General features: G+C 50.6%; 16 protein-coding genes. 3 read left to right on the top strand and 13 right to left on the bottom strand.

The genetic code is table 11. The features are described 5' to 3' along the window. Positions 1-100: 100 nt before the first annotated feature. The 4 genes from NSQ80_RS06265 to ilvB all read right to left on the bottom strand — a co-directional run bounded on the left by NSQ80_RS06265 (position 101) and on the right by ilvB (position 5,212). A complete protein-coding gene (locus NSQ80_RS06265; protein WP_016312982.1) occupies positions 101-1,633 on the bottom strand; it encodes a 2-isopropylmalate synthase in 1,533 nt (510 codons plus the stop codon). A gap of 110 nt (positions 1,634-1,743) precedes the next feature. After that, positions 1,744-2,736 carry a ketol-acid reductoisomerase gene (ilvC, locus tag NSQ80_RS06260; protein WP_323076097.1) on the bottom strand — a complete coding sequence of 331 codons (993 nt, stop codon included), beginning with the start codon at positions 2,734-2,736 and terminating at the stop codon, positions 1,744-1,746. A gap of 245 nt (positions 2,737-2,981) precedes the next feature. Further along, positions 2,982-3,470, bottom strand: coding sequence for an acetolactate synthase small subunit (gene ilvN, locus NSQ80_RS06255; protein WP_339301812.1), 489 nt, complete (start codon positions 3,468-3,470; stop codon positions 2,982-2,984). Continuing rightward, complete coding sequence (gene ilvB, locus NSQ80_RS06250; protein ID WP_009226720.1) at positions 3,467-5,212, bottom strand: biosynthetic-type acetolactate synthase large subunit; 1,746 nt, start codon at positions 5,210-5,212, stop codon at positions 3,467-3,469. The genes ilvN and ilvB overlap by 4 nt, the downstream gene beginning before the upstream one ends. Before the next feature lie 555 nt (positions 5,213-5,767). Between ilvB and NSQ80_RS06245 the strand changes: the two genes are divergently transcribed. Beyond that, positions 5,768-6,223 (top strand): GNAT family N-acetyltransferase, encoded by a 456-nt coding sequence (locus NSQ80_RS06245; protein WP_323076096.1) that lies wholly within the window; start codon positions 5,768-5,770, stop codon positions 6,221-6,223. Positions 6,224-6,229: 6 nt separating this feature from the next. On the opposite strand, the gene NSQ80_RS06240 is transcribed toward NSQ80_RS06245, so the two are convergent. The 9 genes from NSQ80_RS06240 to NSQ80_RS06200 all read right to left on the bottom strand — a co-directional run bounded on the left by NSQ80_RS06240 (position 6,230) and on the right by NSQ80_RS06200 (position 15,196). Continuing rightward, positions 6,230-6,526 carry a hypothetical protein gene (locus NSQ80_RS06240; protein WP_009226722.1) on the bottom strand — a complete coding sequence of 99 codons (297 nt, stop codon included), beginning with the start codon at positions 6,524-6,526 and terminating at the stop codon, positions 6,230-6,232. Between the two features lie 210 nt (positions 6,527-6,736). Continuing rightward, positions 6,737-7,696, bottom strand: a complete 960-nt coding sequence (locus NSQ80_RS06235) for an ABC transporter permease (RefSeq protein ID WP_339301809.1) — start codon at positions 7,694-7,696, stop codon at positions 6,737-6,739. A 1-nt stretch (position 7,697) separates the two neighbouring features. Beyond that, complete coding sequence (locus NSQ80_RS06230; RefSeq protein ID WP_127576613.1) at positions 7,698-8,771, bottom strand: ABC transporter permease; 1,074 nt, start codon at positions 8,769-8,771, stop codon at positions 7,698-7,700. Next, positions 8,764-10,302: an ABC transporter ATP-binding protein gene (locus NSQ80_RS06225; RefSeq protein ID WP_127576614.1), complete on the bottom strand. Its 1,539-nt coding sequence runs from the start codon at positions 10,300-10,302 to the stop codon at positions 8,764-8,766. Before NSQ80_RS06225 ends, NSQ80_RS06230 begins: the two co-directional genes overlap by 8 nt. 127 nt (positions 10,303-10,429) lie before the next feature. After that, complete coding sequence (locus tag NSQ80_RS06220; RefSeq protein ID WP_127576615.1) at positions 10,430-11,515, bottom strand: BMP family ABC transporter substrate-binding protein; 1,086 nt, start codon at positions 11,513-11,515, stop codon at positions 10,430-10,432. A gap of 543 nt (positions 11,516-12,058) precedes the next feature. Further along, positions 12,059-12,418, bottom strand: coding sequence for a 50S ribosomal protein L20 (rplT, locus tag NSQ80_RS06215; protein ID WP_009226727.1), 360 nt, complete (start codon positions 12,416-12,418; stop codon positions 12,059-12,061). 44 nt (positions 12,419-12,462) lie between these two features. Further along, positions 12,463-12,663 (bottom strand): 50S ribosomal protein L35, encoded by a 201-nt coding sequence (rpmI, locus tag NSQ80_RS06210; RefSeq protein ID WP_127576616.1) that lies wholly within the window; start codon positions 12,661-12,663, stop codon positions 12,463-12,465. Between the two features lie 86 nt (positions 12,664-12,749). Further along, positions 12,750-13,244: a translation initiation factor IF-3 gene (gene infC, locus NSQ80_RS06205; protein ID WP_009226729.1), complete on the bottom strand. Its 495-nt coding sequence runs from the start codon at positions 13,242-13,244 to the stop codon at positions 12,750-12,752. A 710-nt stretch (positions 13,245-13,954) separates the two neighbouring features. Next, entirely contained in the window at positions 13,955-15,196 is a 1,242-nt protein-coding gene (locus NSQ80_RS06200; RefSeq protein WP_323076090.1) for a glycosyltransferase family 2 protein, read from the bottom strand. A gap of 621 nt (positions 15,197-15,817) precedes the next feature. Here NSQ80_RS06200 and NSQ80_RS06195 point away from each other — a divergent pair. Then, positions 15,818-16,345 carry a phosphatase PAP2 family protein gene (locus tag NSQ80_RS06195; RefSeq protein ID WP_036645980.1) on the top strand — a complete coding sequence of 176 codons (528 nt, stop codon included), beginning with the start codon at positions 15,818-15,820 and terminating at the stop codon, positions 16,343-16,345. 50 nt (positions 16,346-16,395) lie between these two features. After that, the gene (locus NSQ80_RS06190) at positions 16,396-17,535 is read left to right on the top strand and encodes a glycosyltransferase (RefSeq protein WP_260069810.1); all 1,140 of its coding nucleotides are present in this window, start codon (positions 16,396-16,398) and stop codon (positions 17,533-17,535) included. Positions 17,536-17,557 lie beyond the last annotated feature (22 nt).

Genomic DNA, 17,557 nt, shown 5'->3' with positions numbered 1-17,557 from the left:
TATAGAATCTATTAAGGTCATAGGTTTTAACTATAAGTCATCAAAAAAACAGCGAAGCTGCATGAATCAACTCCGCTGTATCCGCACATCCGCGTATTAGTTAAGCCCGAATCGTAGAGTGGCTTTTTCGCTTCTCAATCAACCGATTAATGGCATCGACATAGGCGCGAGCGCTCGCTTCCAAAATGTCGGTGCTAATGCCGCGGCCTTGTACTGAAATGCCGTTTTGCGTCAGCACGACATGCACTTCGCCTTGGGCATCCTTGCCTTGGCTAACGGACTTGATTGAATAGTCCGCCAGTTTGACTTCCTCGCCGGAAGCCAGATCGATGGCGTTATAAATCGCATCAACCGAACCGTTGCCTTCGGCTTCCTTCTCGATAATGTCGCCGCCAAGAGTAACGAGCCGCACCTTCGCTGCAGGTGTAGCCTCGTTGCCGTAAGAGACAAAGATCGTCTCGAGGCGGAATTCCTCCGGCGTATCGACCAGTTTCTCCTCAACGATCGCCAGCAGGTCTTCGTCGGTGATCTCCTTCTTCTTATCGGCGAGCGCCTTGAATTTGGCGAAGGCTTCATTTAACCGCTCGTCGTCCAAAGTATACCCCATATCAACCAGCTTCTCGCGGAATGCGTGGCGGCCAGAATGCTTGCCCAACACCAACTTGCTTTCCTTGAGCCCAATCGTTTCCGGGGACATGATTTCGTAAGTCGTTTTCTCCTTCAGCATACCGTCTTGGTGGATGCCGGATTCATGGGCAAACGCATTTGCGCCCACAATCGCCTTGTTGCCCGGCACGACCATCCCGGTCAAACGGCTGACAAGTCGGCTCGTACGGGCGATTTCCGACAGTTCCAGCGTGGTCTTGGCACCGAAGAAATCAAACCGGGTTTCCAGCGCCAGCGCTACTTCTTCCAGCGCGGTATTGCCGGCCCGTTCCCCGATCCCGTTGATCGTTCCTTCGATTTGGTCGGCTCCGCCGAGGATCGCCGCCAGCGAGTTCGCCGTTGCCAAGCCTAAATCATCATGACAATGGGCGCTCAGTTGGATTTTCTCAATCCCAGGCACCTTCTCCTTGAGCGTACGGAAGATATTGCCGTATTCCTCTGGATACAAATATCCAACGGTATCGGGGATATTGACCACCGATGCACCTTCGCGGATCGCCATCGCCGTCATCTCGCAGAGAAAATCCAGTTCGGTCCGACCTGCATCCTCGCAGGAGAATTCGATCTTCGAAAAGTACTTGCTCGCATAACGAAGTGCCGCTTGCGCGGTTTCCAGGACTTGTTCCTTGCTCATCTTCAGCTTATATTGCCGGTGGATCGGGCTGGTGGCCAGAAACAAGTGAATACAAGGGTCTTCCGCTCCTTGCAGCGCTTCGCGAACCGCATCGATATCCTGGGTGCGCGAACGCGACAAGCCGATTACCGTCGACTTTTTAACTGCACGCGCCACGGCGTTCACGGCTGCCAAATCCCCGGGCGAAGCTGCAGGGAAGCCCGCTTCAATCCGGTCGACTCCCAGCTTCTCCAGCTGATAGGCGATCTCCAGCTTTTCGCGAGTATTCAGGTTGACTCCGGGAGACTGCTCCCCATCCCGAAGCGTCGTATCAAAAATGTAGATTTTGCGCATGCCATGCACCTCCTCCGAAAAGCTCCAATGCGGCTCACGCATTGGCACGGCCGCATTGGATATTCAGGTTAATACTTATCTTACGTTTTACAATAGGAGCGGTATACCGCTTATTTCTTGATCCAGTGCATCAAACCGCGCAGCTCTTTGCCGACCACTTCGATCGGATGGTTCGCTTCGTTGCGGCGAGTTGCCGTAAGAAACGCACGGTTGGATTGGTTTTCCAGGATAAAGTCACGGGCGAATTTCCCTTGTTGGATATCGGAAAGCACTTCTTTCATCGCTTTCTTCGTTTCTTCCGTTACGATGCGCGGGCCAGTAACATAGTCGCCGTATTCCGCCGTGTTGGAGATGGAATCGCGCATGGTCGCCAAGCCGCCTTCATAAATCAGGTCGACGATCAGCTTCATTTCGTGCAAGCACTCGAAGTATGCCATTTCTGGAGCATAACCTGCTTCAACCAGCGTCTCGAAGCCGGCTTTGATCAAGGCAGATACACCGCCGCACAATACAGCTTGTTCACCGAACAGGTCGGTTTCGGTTTCTTCACGGAACGAAGTTTCGATAACCCCTGCACGCGTACAGCCGATCCCTTTCGCATAAGCGAGTCCGATTTCTTTCGCTTTGCCGGTAGCGTCTTGGTGGATCGCGATCAGACCAGGAACGCCAAAGCCTTCAACATAAGTACGGCGAACCATATGACCTGGGGATTTTGGCGCAACGAGCAACACGTCATTGTCCGGGGAAGGTACGATTTGACCGAAATGTACGTTAAAGCCGTGAGCGAACAATAATGCGGCGCCTTTTTTCAGGTTAGGAGCGATTTCGCTGTTATAAACCGCAGCTTGCGTTTCATCCGGCATCAGGATTTGCACAACGTCTGCACGTTTGGTTGCTTCCGCAACGGACAATACCTCAAAACCGTCTTCCTTCGCTTTGTTGAAGGATTTACCTTCGCGCAGGCCAACGATGACATTCAGTCCGCTTTCGCGCAGGTTTTGCGCATGGGCATGTCCTTGGCTGCCGTAACCGATAATAGCAATGGTTTTTCCTTTCAATACGCTGAGATCTGCATCTTGTTCATAGTACAAAGTAACTGCCATTTCTTATGCCCTCCTAAGATTTGCGGGACAGTCAAGCTGTGCCCTTGATAATTAGTATAATATGGTTTCCTCCGCCTGTAACGAGCGGGTATTTCAACGGACCGACGCCTTGAAGCGGTAAAGTGAACTCTTGGCTTGATCGATCCCCTCAAACACCCGCTCGGCAGCGAGCGGAGAGGTGAAGCCGCGCGCGGCGGCAATTCTACTGTAGTGTCAATGAGCTTTGGTGAAGCCTTGTTTACGTTTTACGCGTTCCCCCGGATCATGGCGGTCACGCCGGTGCGCGACAGCTCCCGGATCCCGTATGGACGGAGCAATTCAATCATTGCATCGATTTTCTCGGTATCGCCCACTACTTGGACGATCATGCTGTGCGTCCCGATATCGACGACGGCGGCGCGGAACGTTTCGACAACGCCCATAATTTCCGGGCGCTCCGCCGGCTCCGCTTTAACCTTGATCAAAGCGAGCTCGCGCGCCACCATCGGTCTGGAGCTGAGATTCACAACTTTGATCACGTCGATCAGTTTGTAGAGCTGCTTCTCAATTTGCTCCAGCGTTTTGTCGTCCCCTTGCGTGACGATGATCATCCGGGACAAGTCTGCTTCCTCGGATTGCCCTACGGTAATGCTCTCGATATTAAAACCGCGCCGTCCGAAAAGGCCGGCAACACGCTGCAGAACACCTGGCTGGTCGTTCACTAAAACAGAGATCGCATGGCTTTTCATCATCATTCACTGTCCCCCATCAACATTTGATCAATGGTGGAGCCTTGGGTAACCATCGGATATACATTTTCCTCTTTGCTGACCACGAATTCCACCAGTACCGGTCCCGGCGTGTCGAGCGCTTCCTGCCATACGCGTCTGGCTTCTTCTTTGTTGGTTGCCCGCAGGCCCTTGACGCCGTAAGCTTCCGCCAGTTTGACGAAATCCGGACTTCCCTCGAGATTGATATGGCTGTAGCGGTTGTTATAAATTAATTCCTGCCATTGGCGAACCATGCCGAGTACCTGGTTATTGATAACCACGACTTTGACCGGAATGTTGTTGATCGCGCAGATCGCCAGCTCCTGAGCACACATCTGCATGCCGCCGTCACCGTTGATCGAGATCACCAGCCGATCGGGATGTCCCATTTGTGCACCAATAGCGGCAGGGAAGCCAAAGCCCATAGTTCCGAGGCCGCCCGAAGTGATCCAGGAGCGAGGCTGATTAAATTTGTAGTACTGGGCCGTCCACATTTGATGCTGACCTACGTCGGTCGTGATGATCGCATCGCCGCCTGTCGTTTCGTTCAGCATCTCGATGACCCACTGCGGCTTCAGCACCGTATCCGAGTCCTTATACTTCAGCGGCTTCTCGATTTTCATGCGTTGGATTTGTGCTCTCCAAGCATCCGCTTTGTCCGCCCGGGATACGAGTGGATTCAGCATTTCCAGCACCGTTTTGACGTCTCCCACGATCGGAATGTCCGCATAAACGTTCTTGCCGATTTCCGCTGGGTCGATGTCGATATGCACCACTTTGGCATGCGGAGCAAATCCGTCCAGCTTACCGGTCACCCGATCGTCAAACCGCGCCCCGATGTTGATCAGCAAATCGGATTGTTGAATCGACTGGTTGGCCGTATACGTGCCGTGCATTCCCGGCATTCCCATCCACAGCTCGTGGCCGCTCGGGAAAGCACCTAAGCCAAGCAAAGTCGTTGTAATCGGAATTTGCGTCTTATTAACGAATTCGAACAGCTGTTCATGTCCGCCGGAGTAAACGACGCCGCCCCCGGCAATAATCACCGGACGTTCAGCCTCCTGGATCGCCGCAGCCAATTTATCCAGCTGCAAGCGGTTTGGCACCACCGTCGGGTTGTAACCGCGCAGGTTGATGGTTTGGACGGGCTCGAACAACGTTTTGTTTGCGGATACGTCCTTCGGAATGTCGATCAGAACCGGTCCTTTGCGTCCCGTGTTCGCGATATGGAATGCTTCGTGAATAATTCGCGGCAAATCCTCTACGCGCCGAACCAGATAGCTGTGTTTCGTAATCGGCATCGTAATGCCGGTAATATCTGCTTCTTGGAACGCATCCGTACCGATCAGGCTGGAAACGACGTTCCCCGTAATCACAACCAGCGGAACTGAATCCATAAACGCAGTGGCGATCCCCGTCACCGTGTTGGTTGCTCCCGGACCGGAGGTGGCGATACATACGCCGACTTTGCCGGTAGCCCGAGCGTACCCGTCTGCCGCATGGATGGCGCCCTGCTCATGTCGCGTTAGCAGGTGATGGAAGTCTTTAAATCCGTACAGCGCATCGTAAATATACAACACCGCTCCGCCCGGATAACCAAAGACGCATTCGACACCTTCCAAAAGCAAGCTGCGAAGCAGGATTTCGGAACCCGAAATGACTTCCGGTTTCATCCATTTCTCTCGTAATTGTTCTGTAGACCGCACTTCTGGAATTTGCGCGCTCATCAGTCATCCTCCTTTTCATAGGTTGTTTTTTAAAAGTCAATTTTTGAAACTCTTATTAAACTAAAAAAACCTTCCGTCCGCCGGAACAGTTTCCTGCTCCGAGGGACGAAAGGTTTAATCCTCCGTGGTACCACCCATTTTTACCCAGCACCTCGCAGTGCCAAGCCTTGACGAGTAAAAGCCTAAGCTGCCTTACTCGTGGTCCATAACGCGGACCAGACGATTCCCCCTACTAAGCCTTTGTCGCAAGCGCCACCGCGGATGGCTTGCAGCTTTTCAGGGAAACAGCTCCGAGGTGAGCTCGCAGTTAAGGGATTTTGGTGGTGGTCTCAGCAAATCCATCCACTCTCTGAGCAAAGAGCCCTTAAAGCTTCGTCCTCATCATTGCCGTTTGCAAGATATGCTTCAAATGTTTAGGAACATTATATGATTAGATGACACCGCACGTCAATACCCTAAACAATTAAAGTTTCCAACAGGAACCCTTTCCCTCCTCTCCCTCATATGATAAAAGATAGCGCCCAATCTTATGCACGGTTAGGAGGAGATTCGCGTATGATTCGTTACAGAAGGCCGAAACAGGACGATCCCGTCATCTACGATCTCATCCGCAGGGAGCTTGTCCCCTTCACCCATATGCCTCCTCAGGACATTGAAGCGGTCTTTAAGGATCTCCCAGTGCGGCTGTCACGCGGCGTATCGCTGATTGCGTCACCAACCTACGAAGCGGATCCCGTCGCTTTCATCCATTTTCTTATTTACGGCGACCTGTTATATATCGATATGATGGCGGTGGCAACGGAACACCAACGGCAGCGTCATGGCAAAACGTTAATGGCCCATGCGGAAAACTTCGCGGTCTCCCGGGGATGTCAACGGGCAAAAGTAATGGTGGACCGGGATAACACCCGAGCCCACCTCTTTTACCGCAAATTGGGATATCGGACTCAGCGTTACATCCCGTTGTCCCAATGTTATGAGCTGGAAAAAAGACTGCCCAGCCGCAATTAAGCCAGCTTACCAGAAATACGGGGAAGGATAACCGCCGTACGGTACGCCTCCGCCATACGGATACCCCCCGTACGAATAACCGCCAAAGGCGTATGGAGCGGTGCCGATCGCTAAGAGATCAAACAATACAAGCGGGATTAACGCTTTGGTTTTGACTTTTTTGCCGGGAGCTTGGCGGAGGATCAAGCGATTGCCGCTAATTTTCACCAGCTTCCCTGTAACCACCGTGCCGTCTTTTTTATAAGCCGCGATCTGCTTGCCCAGCCATTTCTCGGCTTCTTTTCTCGTAACCGTTCTGCCCATCCGAATTCCTCCTGTCAGGTTAGATCCTATAGCCGTGAAAACCGCTCTGGCCGAACCGTTTGACTCGGCTATTTTGTGTACACCCTTAGCATATGCGCCTGTCTCCACCCTGGCATACACCATCGCCTTGACCGCTGACAAACGGGCTTCTAACTCCAGAAGGGCAAAAAAAGGATGCTGACCAATGGTAGCATCCTTTCAACTTGAAGCTTAACGTTTCCCCGGATCGTATGGCGTACCAAGCGCCGCCGGCGCCGAGGATCGACCCACCGCACCAACGAGGACGATAATCGTCAGCACGTAAGGGATCATAAAGATAAATTCCTGCGGAATACTTCTCGACCAATCGAACAACTGCACGTAGTTGCGGATCGCCTGCGAGAAGCCAAAGAACATCGCCGCACCAAAGGCGCCCAGCGGGTTCCATTTACCGAAGATCATGGCCGCAATCGCAATAAAGCCTTGGCCGGAGATCGTATTATGGGCAAACGTACTGGTTGTCGTCAGCGTAATCGTAGCGCCGCCGATCCCTCCGAGGACACCGCTGAGCAGCACCCCGATATAACGCATTTTGGTCACGTTAACGCCCAGCGTGTCCGCCGCACTTGGATGTTCGCCGACAGAACGCAGGCGCAGTCCAAACGGCGTTTTAAACAGCACGAAGTAAATGACCACGACGAGGATTAACACCAGATACGTCGTTGGGTACGAGTTAAAGAAGCCTTCCCCGATGATCGGGATATCGCGCAGAATCGGGATTGGAACCTTATGGAACACGGTAACCAGCGGAGTTTCAGCGGCTCCGTCGAAAATCAATTTGACGATGTACACGGTCAAGCCCGCTGCCAGGAAGTTGATTACGATCCCGCTGATCGTCTGATCCGCTTTAAACGTAATCGTAGCAATGGCATGAATCAGCGCGCCGAGCGCTCCCGCTACCATCGCCGCAATCACGCCAACCCACGGCGAGAAGCTGCCCATCCCTGCTTCTTGGGCATAGTAGGTCCCTACGCCAGCCGCAAACGCACCGAATATCATCAAACCCTCCAAGCCGATGTTAACGACGCCGGAACGCTCGGAAAAGATACCGCCAAGCGCCGTAAATATCAACGCCGTGGAAAAGACAAGGGTGGAGTTCAGCAATTGACCAAGCAGTGTAAGTACGTCCATCTTACGACACCTTCTCTTTCTTGCGCTTCAGGTAAAACGGCTTCAGCACGATTCTTACAATGCCTTGAGCGGCAATAAAGAATATGATCGAACCGATTACGATCTTGATCAGTTCCGGCGGTACACCGGCGCTAAAGCTCATCCCGGCCGAGCCGTACGTCAATACGCCGTACAGGATCGAACCAAGCACCACGCCAAACGGATGGTTCATGCCCAGCAACGCCACGGCGATACCGTCAAACCCGTATCCCGGAGACGCGGCGAACACCGATTGATAATGAAACACGCCAAGCACCTCAAACGTGCCGGCCAGACCCGCAAACACACCGCTGATGAACATCGCTTTCACGATGTTGCGGCCGACGTTCATCCCGGCGTATTCCGCCGCATTTGGGTTCAGACCCACGGAGCGCATTTCATAGCCTTGCTTCGTTTTCCAGAGGTACACAAAGAAGAATACGGCTGTCAGCAAAGCAATTACCGTTCCCCAATGGACCCGTGCGTTATTAAACACATCGTTTAAGAACGTCATCGAAGCGGACGCATCGATGTTCTCCGAACGGTTTTGGCCCTTAAGCAGGTAAAAATTACGAATGATGTAGTTGGAAAGATACAGCGCCGTCCAGTTCAACATGATCGTGGTGATAACTTCATTGATGCCCCGTTTGGCCTTCAGGTATCCCGCAATGGCAGCCCAAAGTCCGCCGCCAATTCCCCCGGCAATAACTGCTAAAGGCACCAGGATGGCCGATGGCAATCCCTTGAAGGACAGCGATACCGCTGTCGCCACCGTCATGCCGATCAAGACTTGTCCATCCGCACCGATGTTAAACATCCCGGAGCGGAAGGCGAAAGCGACCGCTAACCCCGTGAACATCAACGGCGTGATTTGACGGATGGTTTCGCCGAAATCGTACGGATTCCCTACGACCCGCTGCACCAAGGCACCATAAGCTACTAACGGATTGTATCCGCCGACCAGCATAACCACCGCGCCGACCAATAAGCCAAGCACAATGGCTACAATCGGAAGAATAATGCTATCTAGCGTAAATATTTTTCGCAACTTATCCAACGCTTTGACCTCCCCGTTCCAGGCTTCCCGCCATCATGAGACCCAGCTCCTGATCGTTGGTTTCGTGCGGAAGCACTTCCCCGACGATCCGGCCTTCATAGATGACGGCAATCCGATCGGACACGTTCATGATTTCATCCAGCTCGAAGGAGATCAGCAACACCGCTTTGCCTTGATCCCGCTGCTCAATCAGCTGTTTATGAACAAATTCGATCGCTCCGACATCCAGTCCCCGTGTCGGTTGAGCAGCAATCAGCAGATCTGGATTCTTGTCTATTTCCCGCGCAATAATCGCCTTCTGCTGGTTCCCCCCGGACAGGGAGCGCGCTTTCGTCTCTATGCTTGGCGTACGCACGTCAAACGCTTCAACCAATTGCTTGGCATGCTCGTCGATCGCCCGCCGATTTAGGATACCGCCCTTGCTGTAAGGTGCTTTGTAATAGGTCTCAAGGATCATGTTTTCGCTGATGGAAAAGTCCAGCACCAAGCCGTGCTTATGACGATCCTCTGGGATATGGGACAACCCGCTTTCGATAATCTTGCGCGCCGGAAGGTTGGCAATTTCCTTGCCCGACAGCTTGATGGAGCCGGAATCAATTTTACGCAATCCAGTGATCGCCTCAATCAATTCGCTCTGTCCGTTGCCGTCAACCCCGGCAATGCCGACGATTTCCCCGGCACGCACATCCAGGTTCAGCCCGTTCAGGATCTGAATCCCCTGCTTGTCCTTCGCTTTCAAATCTCTCAGCTGCAGGACAGGCTCGCCAATCTGCGGTTCTTTTTTATCAACCTTAAAGGTCACGCCGCGGCCCACCATCTTCTCGGCCAGTTCTTGTGGATTCGTCTTTGCTGTTTCGACGGTATCGATCACTTTGCCCCGTCTAATAATCGTAACTCGGTTGGAAATCTCCATGATTTCCTTCAGTTTGTGCGTGATCAAGATGATGGACTTGCCTTCTGCCACCAGCCGTCTCATAATCGCCATCAGTTCTTCGATTTCCTGAGGAGTCAGAACAGCGGTAGGTTCGTCAAATATAAGAATATCTGCGCCGCGGAACAGAATTTTCAAGATCTCGACCCGTTGCTGCATCCCTACGGAAATATCGTGGATTTTCGCGTTGGGATCAACTTGCAGGCCGTACTGCTCCGACAGTTTCGCCACTTGGGCGGTCGCCGATTTATAGTCGATATTAAGTCCCTTTTTCGGTTCCATGCCAAGAATGATGTTCTCGGTCACCGTAAAAGGATGAACTAGTTTAAAATGCTGGTGCACCATCCCAATGCCTAGTTTAATCGCCTTGTTGGGATTGTCGATTGTCACCGGCTGGCCATTCATTTCGATTGTGCCTTCATCCGGCTGATACAGACCAAATAAAATGTTCATCAACGTTGATTTACCCGCGCCGTTCTCGCCTAGCAAGGCGTGAATCTCGCCCTTGCGTAAGGTTAGGCTGATGGAATCGTTCGCGACGATACCGGGAAACCGTTTTGTGATTTGCTTCAACTCGACTACGGGAGCTTCAGCGCTCATGAAACCACCCTCACCATTATGGGATTAACGCAAGCAACAAGGCCAGTAGATCCACTGGCCTTGCTCGCTTGAATGACTTAATTATATTCCACTGTCCATACGGACGTAAATGTCTTGCGCTTGCTGATTACTCAGCAGGAACCGTAATTTCGCCATTGACGATTTTTTGTTTGAATTCTTCGACTTTGTCCAAGATTTCTTGACTCAGGTTCGGATTCTCTTCCGGCAAACCTACGCCGTCTTCTTTCAGCGTCAAGTTCGTGACTTGACCGCCTTTGAAGCTACCGTCGATGACTTGTTGAGTTACGTTCTTAACAGCAACGTCAACGCGTTTCATCATGGAAGTCAGGGTTACTTCGTCACCGAATTCCAGCGATTGGTCTTTGTCTACGCCGATAACCCACAATTTGTTAGCACCGCCGGCTTGGTTACGAGCAGCTGCTTCGTTAAATACGCCGTTCCCCGTTTGACCTGCAGCCGGGAAGATGATGTCTGCGCCATCGTTAAACAATTGGCTTGCCAAGGATTTACCTACGTCCGGTTTGTCATATGCACCTGCATAAGTAACCGTTACTTTTGCATCTGGGTTAACCGCAGCTACACCCGCTTGGAAACCAACTTCGAAGCGTTTGATAACCGGGCTTTCCATCCCGCCGATAAAGCCGATTTTGTTTGTTTTCGTGGTCAGACCAGCAACAACGCCAACCAAGAAGGAACCTTCGTTTTCGGCAAATGTTACGGACTCTACGTTAGGAGCATCAACCACGTTGTCGATGATTGCCATTTTTGCGTTTGGATTCGCTTGAGCAACTTGTAATGTCGCATCGCCAAGGTCAAAGCCGATCGACCAAGTCAAGTCATAGCCGCCTTGTACGAATTGGTTCAAGTTTGGAACATAATCGGAGCTTTGAGCACTTTGCAGATATTTGTTTTGAATGCCTAGCTCCTCATGCAGCGCTTCGAGCGCTTCCCATGCCGATTGGTTGAAGGATTTGTCGTTTACGCCGCCTACGTCAGTAACGAGACCGATTTTAAACTTCGATGCATCGGTTGCCGTTCCGCCGTTGCCTGCTTGCGTGTTGTCTGCTGTATTTCCAGCATTCCCCGTATTGGTTGTTCCGCCGTTGTTTGCTGCATTGTTGTTACCGCATCCCGCCAAAATCAGAGTAAATGCGAGCACCAAGAGTAAAGAAAGTTTGAAGGCTTTGTTCATTGCGGTTAATCCCCCTTAAAATTTTGTGAGTCTAATCTAAGTTGACCACACAGACAGATTATACCTGTAAAATATACTAAAATCCATACTTTTAATAACCTTGGGTTAAATAATTTTCGCCTTTACCTTTGATAAAACGCTTACTTTCGACAAATTTATCATCCAATGTTCGCATCATGTGAGATTATCCGGCTAACCACGCTATTTCCGAACATTCAGACCTAATTCACGCGCAAACATTGGTGTTTTCCCAGGTTTGTAAGGATCGACGGACGTGTCGTGCGGTTCTTATACAGCATTCCATATTTTCAACAATTCCATACCATGCACTTAAGATCTTCTGTTCCAAACGCATAAGCTCATCCGGGGGGTCGTTCCATGAATTTCCAGCAAAAAGCACATTCAAATTCAGCTTTGCGACCATACCCATGCGGTCATTCACGCTTCTGCTCCTGCCTATGTAATCGTCCTCGGACCGCTCTATTCCCCAAAAAAAGCGCCGTCCCGGAAGGATCCGGAAACAGCGCCTTAATCGTTTGAATTTTAAGCGTTGATTTTTTCTTTAGCGACAGCTGCCAAAGAATTGAAGGCATTCAGGTCGTTAACTGCGAGATCAGCCAGCATTTTGCGGTTGATGTTCACGTCAGCGAGCTTCAAGCCATGCATCAATTTGCTGTAGGACAAACCGTTCATGCGAGCTGCGGCATTAATACGGACGATCCACAGTTTGCGGAAGTCGCGTTTTTTCGCGCGGCGGTCACGGTAAGCGTACAGCAAGGATTTCATCACTTGCTCGTTCGCAGTTTTGAAAATGCGGTGTTTCGAACCAAAATAACCTTTAGCCAGTTTCAATACTTTTTTATGACGACGACGAACGACGAATCCGCCTTTTACTCTTGCCATTTAAAAAACCTCCCAATAAGTTGTGTAAATTGTTCCTTCGAAAATTACTTCAAGTTCGCCAGTTGCTGCTTCATGCGGCGAACGTCACCTGCGTATGCAACAGGGCTGTTGGCCAAAACACGTTTTGCACGTTTGGACTTATGGGACAGCAAGTGATTGCGGTTCGCTTTGTAACGTCTAACTTTACCGGATCCGGTAATTTTGAAGCGGTCTTTCAGACTGCTGTGGGTTTTCATTTTAGGCATTGTACTTCCCCCTCAAAGTTTGTGACGCCCGTTTTCTCTTTCAGGTCATTCCGCTGTTGGAACGATCATATATAGAAAACAAACGATTAGTTTTTCGGTGCCAGGATCATGATCATACTGCGTCCTTCCAGCTTCGGAACTCGTTCAACGTTCGAGATTTCCGCAACCTCATCTTTGACGCGGTCGAGAATTTTCTTCCCGATGTCGGCATGGGTAATTTCCCGTCCGCGGAAGCGAACCGAGCATTTTACCTTGTCGCCATCTTTCAAAAATTTGATCACATTGCGAAGTTTCGTTTGGAAATCGTGTTCCTCGATGTTCGCGCGGAACCACACTTCCTTGATGTCCACAATTTTCTGATTCTTGCGGGCTTCCTTCTCTTTCTTCTGCTGCTCGTAACGGAACTTGCCATAGTCCATAATCCGGCATACCGGCGGCTTGGCAGTCGGCGCAACGTTCACCAGATCCAGATTCAGGTCCATCGCCATCTGCAGCGCTTCGCGCAGCGGCTTAATGCCGATTTGTTCGCCTTCAGCGCCTACGAGACGGACTTCTTTCGCACGAATCTCTTCATTGATCAAATGTTCCTTACTGATAATCCTCCACCTCCAAGTAGTCTTAGTAATGACTTGGACCCTGTACTCACACACATAAAAAGGATGCAGGCCCAATACCCGCATCCCTTATTGATCGTCAATTCTTCATGAACATTGCATTCATAAATGAACGGATCAAAACCAGCCAACACGTGCGTCGGTCAGGTGAGAAGCCGGGGCCTCTGCTTGCAATCCAAAAATATCTTGCAACCTCAAATACTATACCATGTGTATTTTACCAAGTCAAGGGGAGTTGGCAAAAAAACGAATGTCTGATGAGACCGGATTAAACATGGGCGGATTCATGGGCGGGTTGGCGATGTTTTCGGAGTAATAGAGGACATTTTTACCCTTATTTCGCTGTAGGCGCTCTAATGGGTCAAATTAAGACCATTTTATGGCCTTATTTCCACAAACTCGCAGCAAAATCCCTTGTTTTCGCGCCTTCCGGCAAAAATAAGGGAAATAAATTCCGCTATTTTACCGCAAACTCCAATTTCGCAGCAAATAAGGCTATTTTTTGCCGCTATTCTCCCAGCAGGCGCGAAAAGCCAACTTGGGCAAACAAAGGGCCCGGCTGAATTCAAGATTCGACGCCGAGCCCGCTTCGTAAACTTTGTAACATTTAATCAAAAGTTAAAAAATCGACTTTTCAGCACCGAGAAGGTTGGATGAAGCTGGGAGCGAATCGATTTTTAACTCACCTTGTTGCTTTGGACTTCTTCCAGGCGAACCACCCGCGTATGCTGCGTATGGCTCCATTGCTTGTTGTTCTGGGTGAAGAACGCGTAGAACGTGATTGGCCACCAGGAGATCAGGTAAATCGGGAACAGGACCAAGTAAGCGTAGACCTTCTTGGATTTGACCTTCTCCAGGAACATCGCCATCAAGAAAATAAACACGTTTGCGACAACCGCCACATACGACACCCACATCGGCAGGTAGCCGTACAACGTTTGAACATGCGGCCCTTCCAGCAACGATTGGTCGACCCAGATAAACGCCGTCAGCAGGAACGTCAATAACACGATGTACACGTTGGCTCCATAAAGCGCCATGTCCAGCTTCACCATGTTCCGCTCCTTGATGCTCTTCCACAGCAGCGGGAAGAAATAACGGCGAGCGACGGTGAAGTGCCCTTGCATCCAACGCAGACGTTGGCGCGCCGACGCTTTAAACGTCAATGGCTTCTCATCGAACAGCTTCGCGTCATAGTTAAACACCGGATATACCCCGCGTTCAACGCAACGCATCGTAAATTCAAGGTCTTCTACCAAGCTTGTAGCGCCCCAGCCGATTTCTTTCAATAGCTCGGTTTCAAAGCACATTCCTGTGCCGCCAAGGAAGTTCGCCATCTTCAGGTTCGTCCGGGACAGCTGCCACAGGCGGTTACAATACCAGTACGAAATCCCGTAGGAAGCGGTAATCCAGGAATCCTCCGGATTCTTCGTATCGATGTAGCCTTGGATGACCCGCGCGCCGGCGCAAAGATCGTTATTCATTTCCCGCAGGAAGTCCGGATGCACCAAATTGTCGGCATCGAACATCACAACGGCGTCGTATTGACGCGGCATCTTCCATAGTTGCTTCAGCATCCATTCGATGGCATAGCCTTTCCCCCGCAAGTTCGGGTTGGTCCGCACGCAAGCGTTCATCCCGTGGCTGCGAACGATATTTGCGGTATTATCGCTGCAGTTATCGCAAATGACAAACACGTCGTACAATTCTTTCGGGTAGTTCATTTGTTTCAAATTTTCCATCAACGCCCCGACCACTTTTTCCTCGTTATGTGCTGCAACCAGCACAGCAAAGGATTTGCTCGGTTCGTATTGCACCTTGTTCTTCTTTCTGTACATGCCAAATAAAGCCAAACCAAATTGATACACCCCAACCACTGCCAGAATGACCTGCAGTGAAATCAAGATGACATCCAACATGATTTCTTGCCCCCTTTTTACCCCGATTGTTTTTTTCTTTATCTCTCGGAGTTTTAGATTGTGAATGACCCTTTCTTTCTTATCTTGCTCTTTCTTTCTAGATCTTTCTTTGGACTCGTTGCCGGCTCTTTTTTCAAACCAAATACGATTTTCCACAACTTGACGTTGTTTGTCAAAGCAACTATGGCCCTTACGTTGCGCAAAAAACTGGAAGACCGGTGAATTTTGGCATACGGGGGCCCCGCAACCTGCTTTCAGGTACGGTTACATCCTATTTTCATCACTTTTGGCAATTTTTATTTCTTTTTTTAATTTTTTATTGCTCGGCTGGACACCTTGTTGGCGTTACAATTACATAGACGAACTCACTTGGCAAAAAGTTAACAAATCTGCACCATTTTTTTAAACAGATCTGCTATGATTTGAATCATTGTACAAGGGCGAAGAACGAAAAGTCAAAAAGAGCACGGCCTGCAGCGCAAAAAAACGTCCTTGAAAAGGCCATAGAATAAAAATATGATTAGTCTAACTTGAAAATGCCATGCTATTTGAAAAGAGCAGCCACGGGACAGGCAGTTTCCGGGGACTAGAACGCGGCCAACCATCGTGCGGAGGGATATTATGACTCGTTTATTCCATAAGCTTCAACAACTCGACCGACAGCTCTTTGTAGGAATCAACGGCCGCCTGCACCGCAGTTTTCTGAATTTCTGGCTGTATCATTTAACTCATTTAGGGGGAGCTTGGTTCACCATCCTTTCGTCCTTGCTCATCTGGCTTGCGGCTCCGCAGCCATGGAGCAAAATCGGCTTGCAATCCTGCGTCGCGCTCGCGATCAGTCATCTTCCAGTAGCACTCGTCAAAAAAACCTACCCGCGTCTTCGGCCCTACTTAACGCTGCCGGGCACCAATACGTTCCGGAACCCGCTGACGGACCACTCGTTTCCGTCCGGGCATACGACGGCCATTTTTTCTATAACGGTACCGTTTATGGCCGCGGTCCCAAGCTTGATTCTGGTGCTGTTGCCGATCGCTCTGATCGTGGCAGTTTCGCGTATTTATTTAGGCCTACATTACCCTTCAGACACCTTGGCAGGAGCGGTCATCGGCTCCTCTGTAGCGCTTGGAACGGTTGCATTATGGGCTTAAAGGGGATATTGTAGACAGTAGGAAAACCTTGCAGGAATAAGGTGAAACCAGTGCAAAAACAGAGAGTCTTACTTTTATCCGAGGGGTTTGGAGCCGGTCATACGCAAGCGGCCTACGCGCTCTCCAGCAGTTTACGAAAGATTGCGCCAAACATACAGACGAAAGTCCTAGAGCTGGGCAGTTTTTTGAACCCTAGGGTGGCGCCGATCATCATCACCGCTTACAAGAAAACGGTGTCCTCGCAGCCTCGGCTTGTCCGTATGATGTATCGCAGCAACTACAAAAAATCTTTAAACCGATTGACGACGATGGCTCTTCATCGGATTTTTTATACGCGTACAATTCAAATTATCCGTCAGCTTCATCCCGACGTGATCGTCTGCACCCATCCGATCCCCAGCGCGGTTATTTCCCGCCTGAAACGGCTAGGTATGCTGGACGTCCCGCTCTGTACCGTCATTACCGATTATGATGTGCACGGTGCTTGGGTGAGCCGGGAAGTGAATTGTTATCTCGTTTCCACCGACCAGGTGCAGAAGAAATTGATGGAACGGGGCGTAGACAATAATAAAATCCTGATTACCGGCATCCCGATCCATCCGAATTTCTGGGAGCGCCATCGGAAGGAAGATATCCGCCTGCAATTCCATCTGAAGGATATGCCTACCGTTCTGGTCATGGGCGGGGGCTGGGGCTTCATGAAGGACGAAGCGGTCAATGCACTGCTCGCCTCTTACCGGGAGCAAATCCAAGTCATTTTCTGCCTGGGCAGCAACGAGAAGTCGCTGGAGAAAATGAAAAAGGACCCCCGTTTCATTCATCCCAACATCCATCTGCTTGGGTTCACGAAGGAAATCGACAAGCTGATGGAAGTGTCCGATTTGCTGATTACCAAGCCGGGCGGCATGACCTGCTCGGAAGGGTTGGCCAAAGGCATCCCGATGCTGTTCCACCAGCCGCTTCCCGGCCAGGAAGAGGAAAATTCACATTATTTTGCTCAGCAAGGTTGGGGAACGCCCATGAAATCACTGGACGATATCACCGATTGGATCAAACGTTTGACTGAGCAATACGATGAAGTCGTTCGCAAACGGGAAGAGGTCTTGAACCATATCGCCCGGTTCCGGCCGATGCAAAGTGCTCAAGCTATCATTGATTTACTTGGAAATACGAATTTCATCCGAAAATAACCAGCCTGATCAGGAAGGCGAT

Source organism: Paenibacillus sp. FSL K6-2441, assembly GCF_037964765.1.
Lineage (GTDB): Bacteria > Bacillota > Bacilli > Paenibacillales > Paenibacillaceae > Fontibacillus > Fontibacillus phoenicis.
Note: the sequence above shows the minus strand (reverse complement) of the source record. Positions and strands in the feature narration are given on the sequence as shown.

What these genes read in the sequence shown, in the direction of transcription:
- ilvN (WP_339301812.1), bottom strand. Translation starts at nt 3,470, where the DNA reads ATGATGATGAAAAGCCATGCGATCTCTGTTTTAGTGAACGACCAGCCA.
- NSQ80_RS06225 (WP_127576614.1), bottom strand. Translation starts at nt 10,302, where the DNA reads ATGAGCGCTGAAGCTCCCGTAGTCGAGTTGAAGCAAATCACAAAACGG.
- NSQ80_RS06195 (WP_036645980.1), top strand. Translation starts at nt 15,818, where the DNA reads ATGACTCGTTTATTCCATAAGCTTCAACAACTCGACCGACAGCTCTTT.
- ilvB (WP_009226720.1), bottom strand. Translation starts at nt 5,212, where the DNA reads ATGAGCGCGCAAATTCCAGAAGTGCGGTCTACAGAACAATTACGAGAG.
- NSQ80_RS06220 (WP_127576615.1), bottom strand. Translation starts at nt 11,515, where the DNA reads ATGAACAAAGCCTTCAAACTTTCTTTACTCTTGGTGCTCGCATTTACT.
- ilvC (WP_323076097.1), bottom strand. Translation starts at nt 2,736, where the DNA reads ATGGCAGTTACTTTGTACTATGAACAAGATGCAGATCTCAGCGTATTG.
- NSQ80_RS06265 (WP_016312982.1), bottom strand. Translation starts at nt 1,633, where the DNA reads ATGCGCAAAATCTACATTTTTGATACGACGCTTCGGGATGGGGAGCAG.
- rpmI (WP_127576616.1), bottom strand. Translation starts at nt 12,663, where the DNA reads ATGCCTAAAATGAAAACCCACAGCAGTCTGAAAGACCGCTTCAAAATT.
- NSQ80_RS06240 (WP_009226722.1), bottom strand. Translation starts at nt 6,526, where the DNA reads ATGGGCAGAACGGTTACGAGAAAAGAAGCCGAGAAATGGCTGGGCAAG.
- NSQ80_RS06245 (WP_323076096.1), top strand. Translation starts at nt 5,768, where the DNA reads ATGATTCGTTACAGAAGGCCGAAACAGGACGATCCCGTCATCTACGAT.
- NSQ80_RS06200 (WP_323076090.1), bottom strand. Translation starts at nt 15,196, where the DNA reads ATGTTGGATGTCATCTTGATTTCACTGCAGGTCATTCTGGCAGTGGTT.
- rplT (WP_009226727.1), bottom strand. Translation starts at nt 12,418, where the DNA reads ATGGCAAGAGTAAAAGGCGGATTCGTCGTTCGTCGTCGTCATAAAAAA.
- NSQ80_RS06235 (WP_339301809.1), bottom strand. Translation starts at nt 7,696, where the DNA reads ATGGACGTACTTACACTGCTTGGTCAATTGCTGAACTCCACCCTTGTC.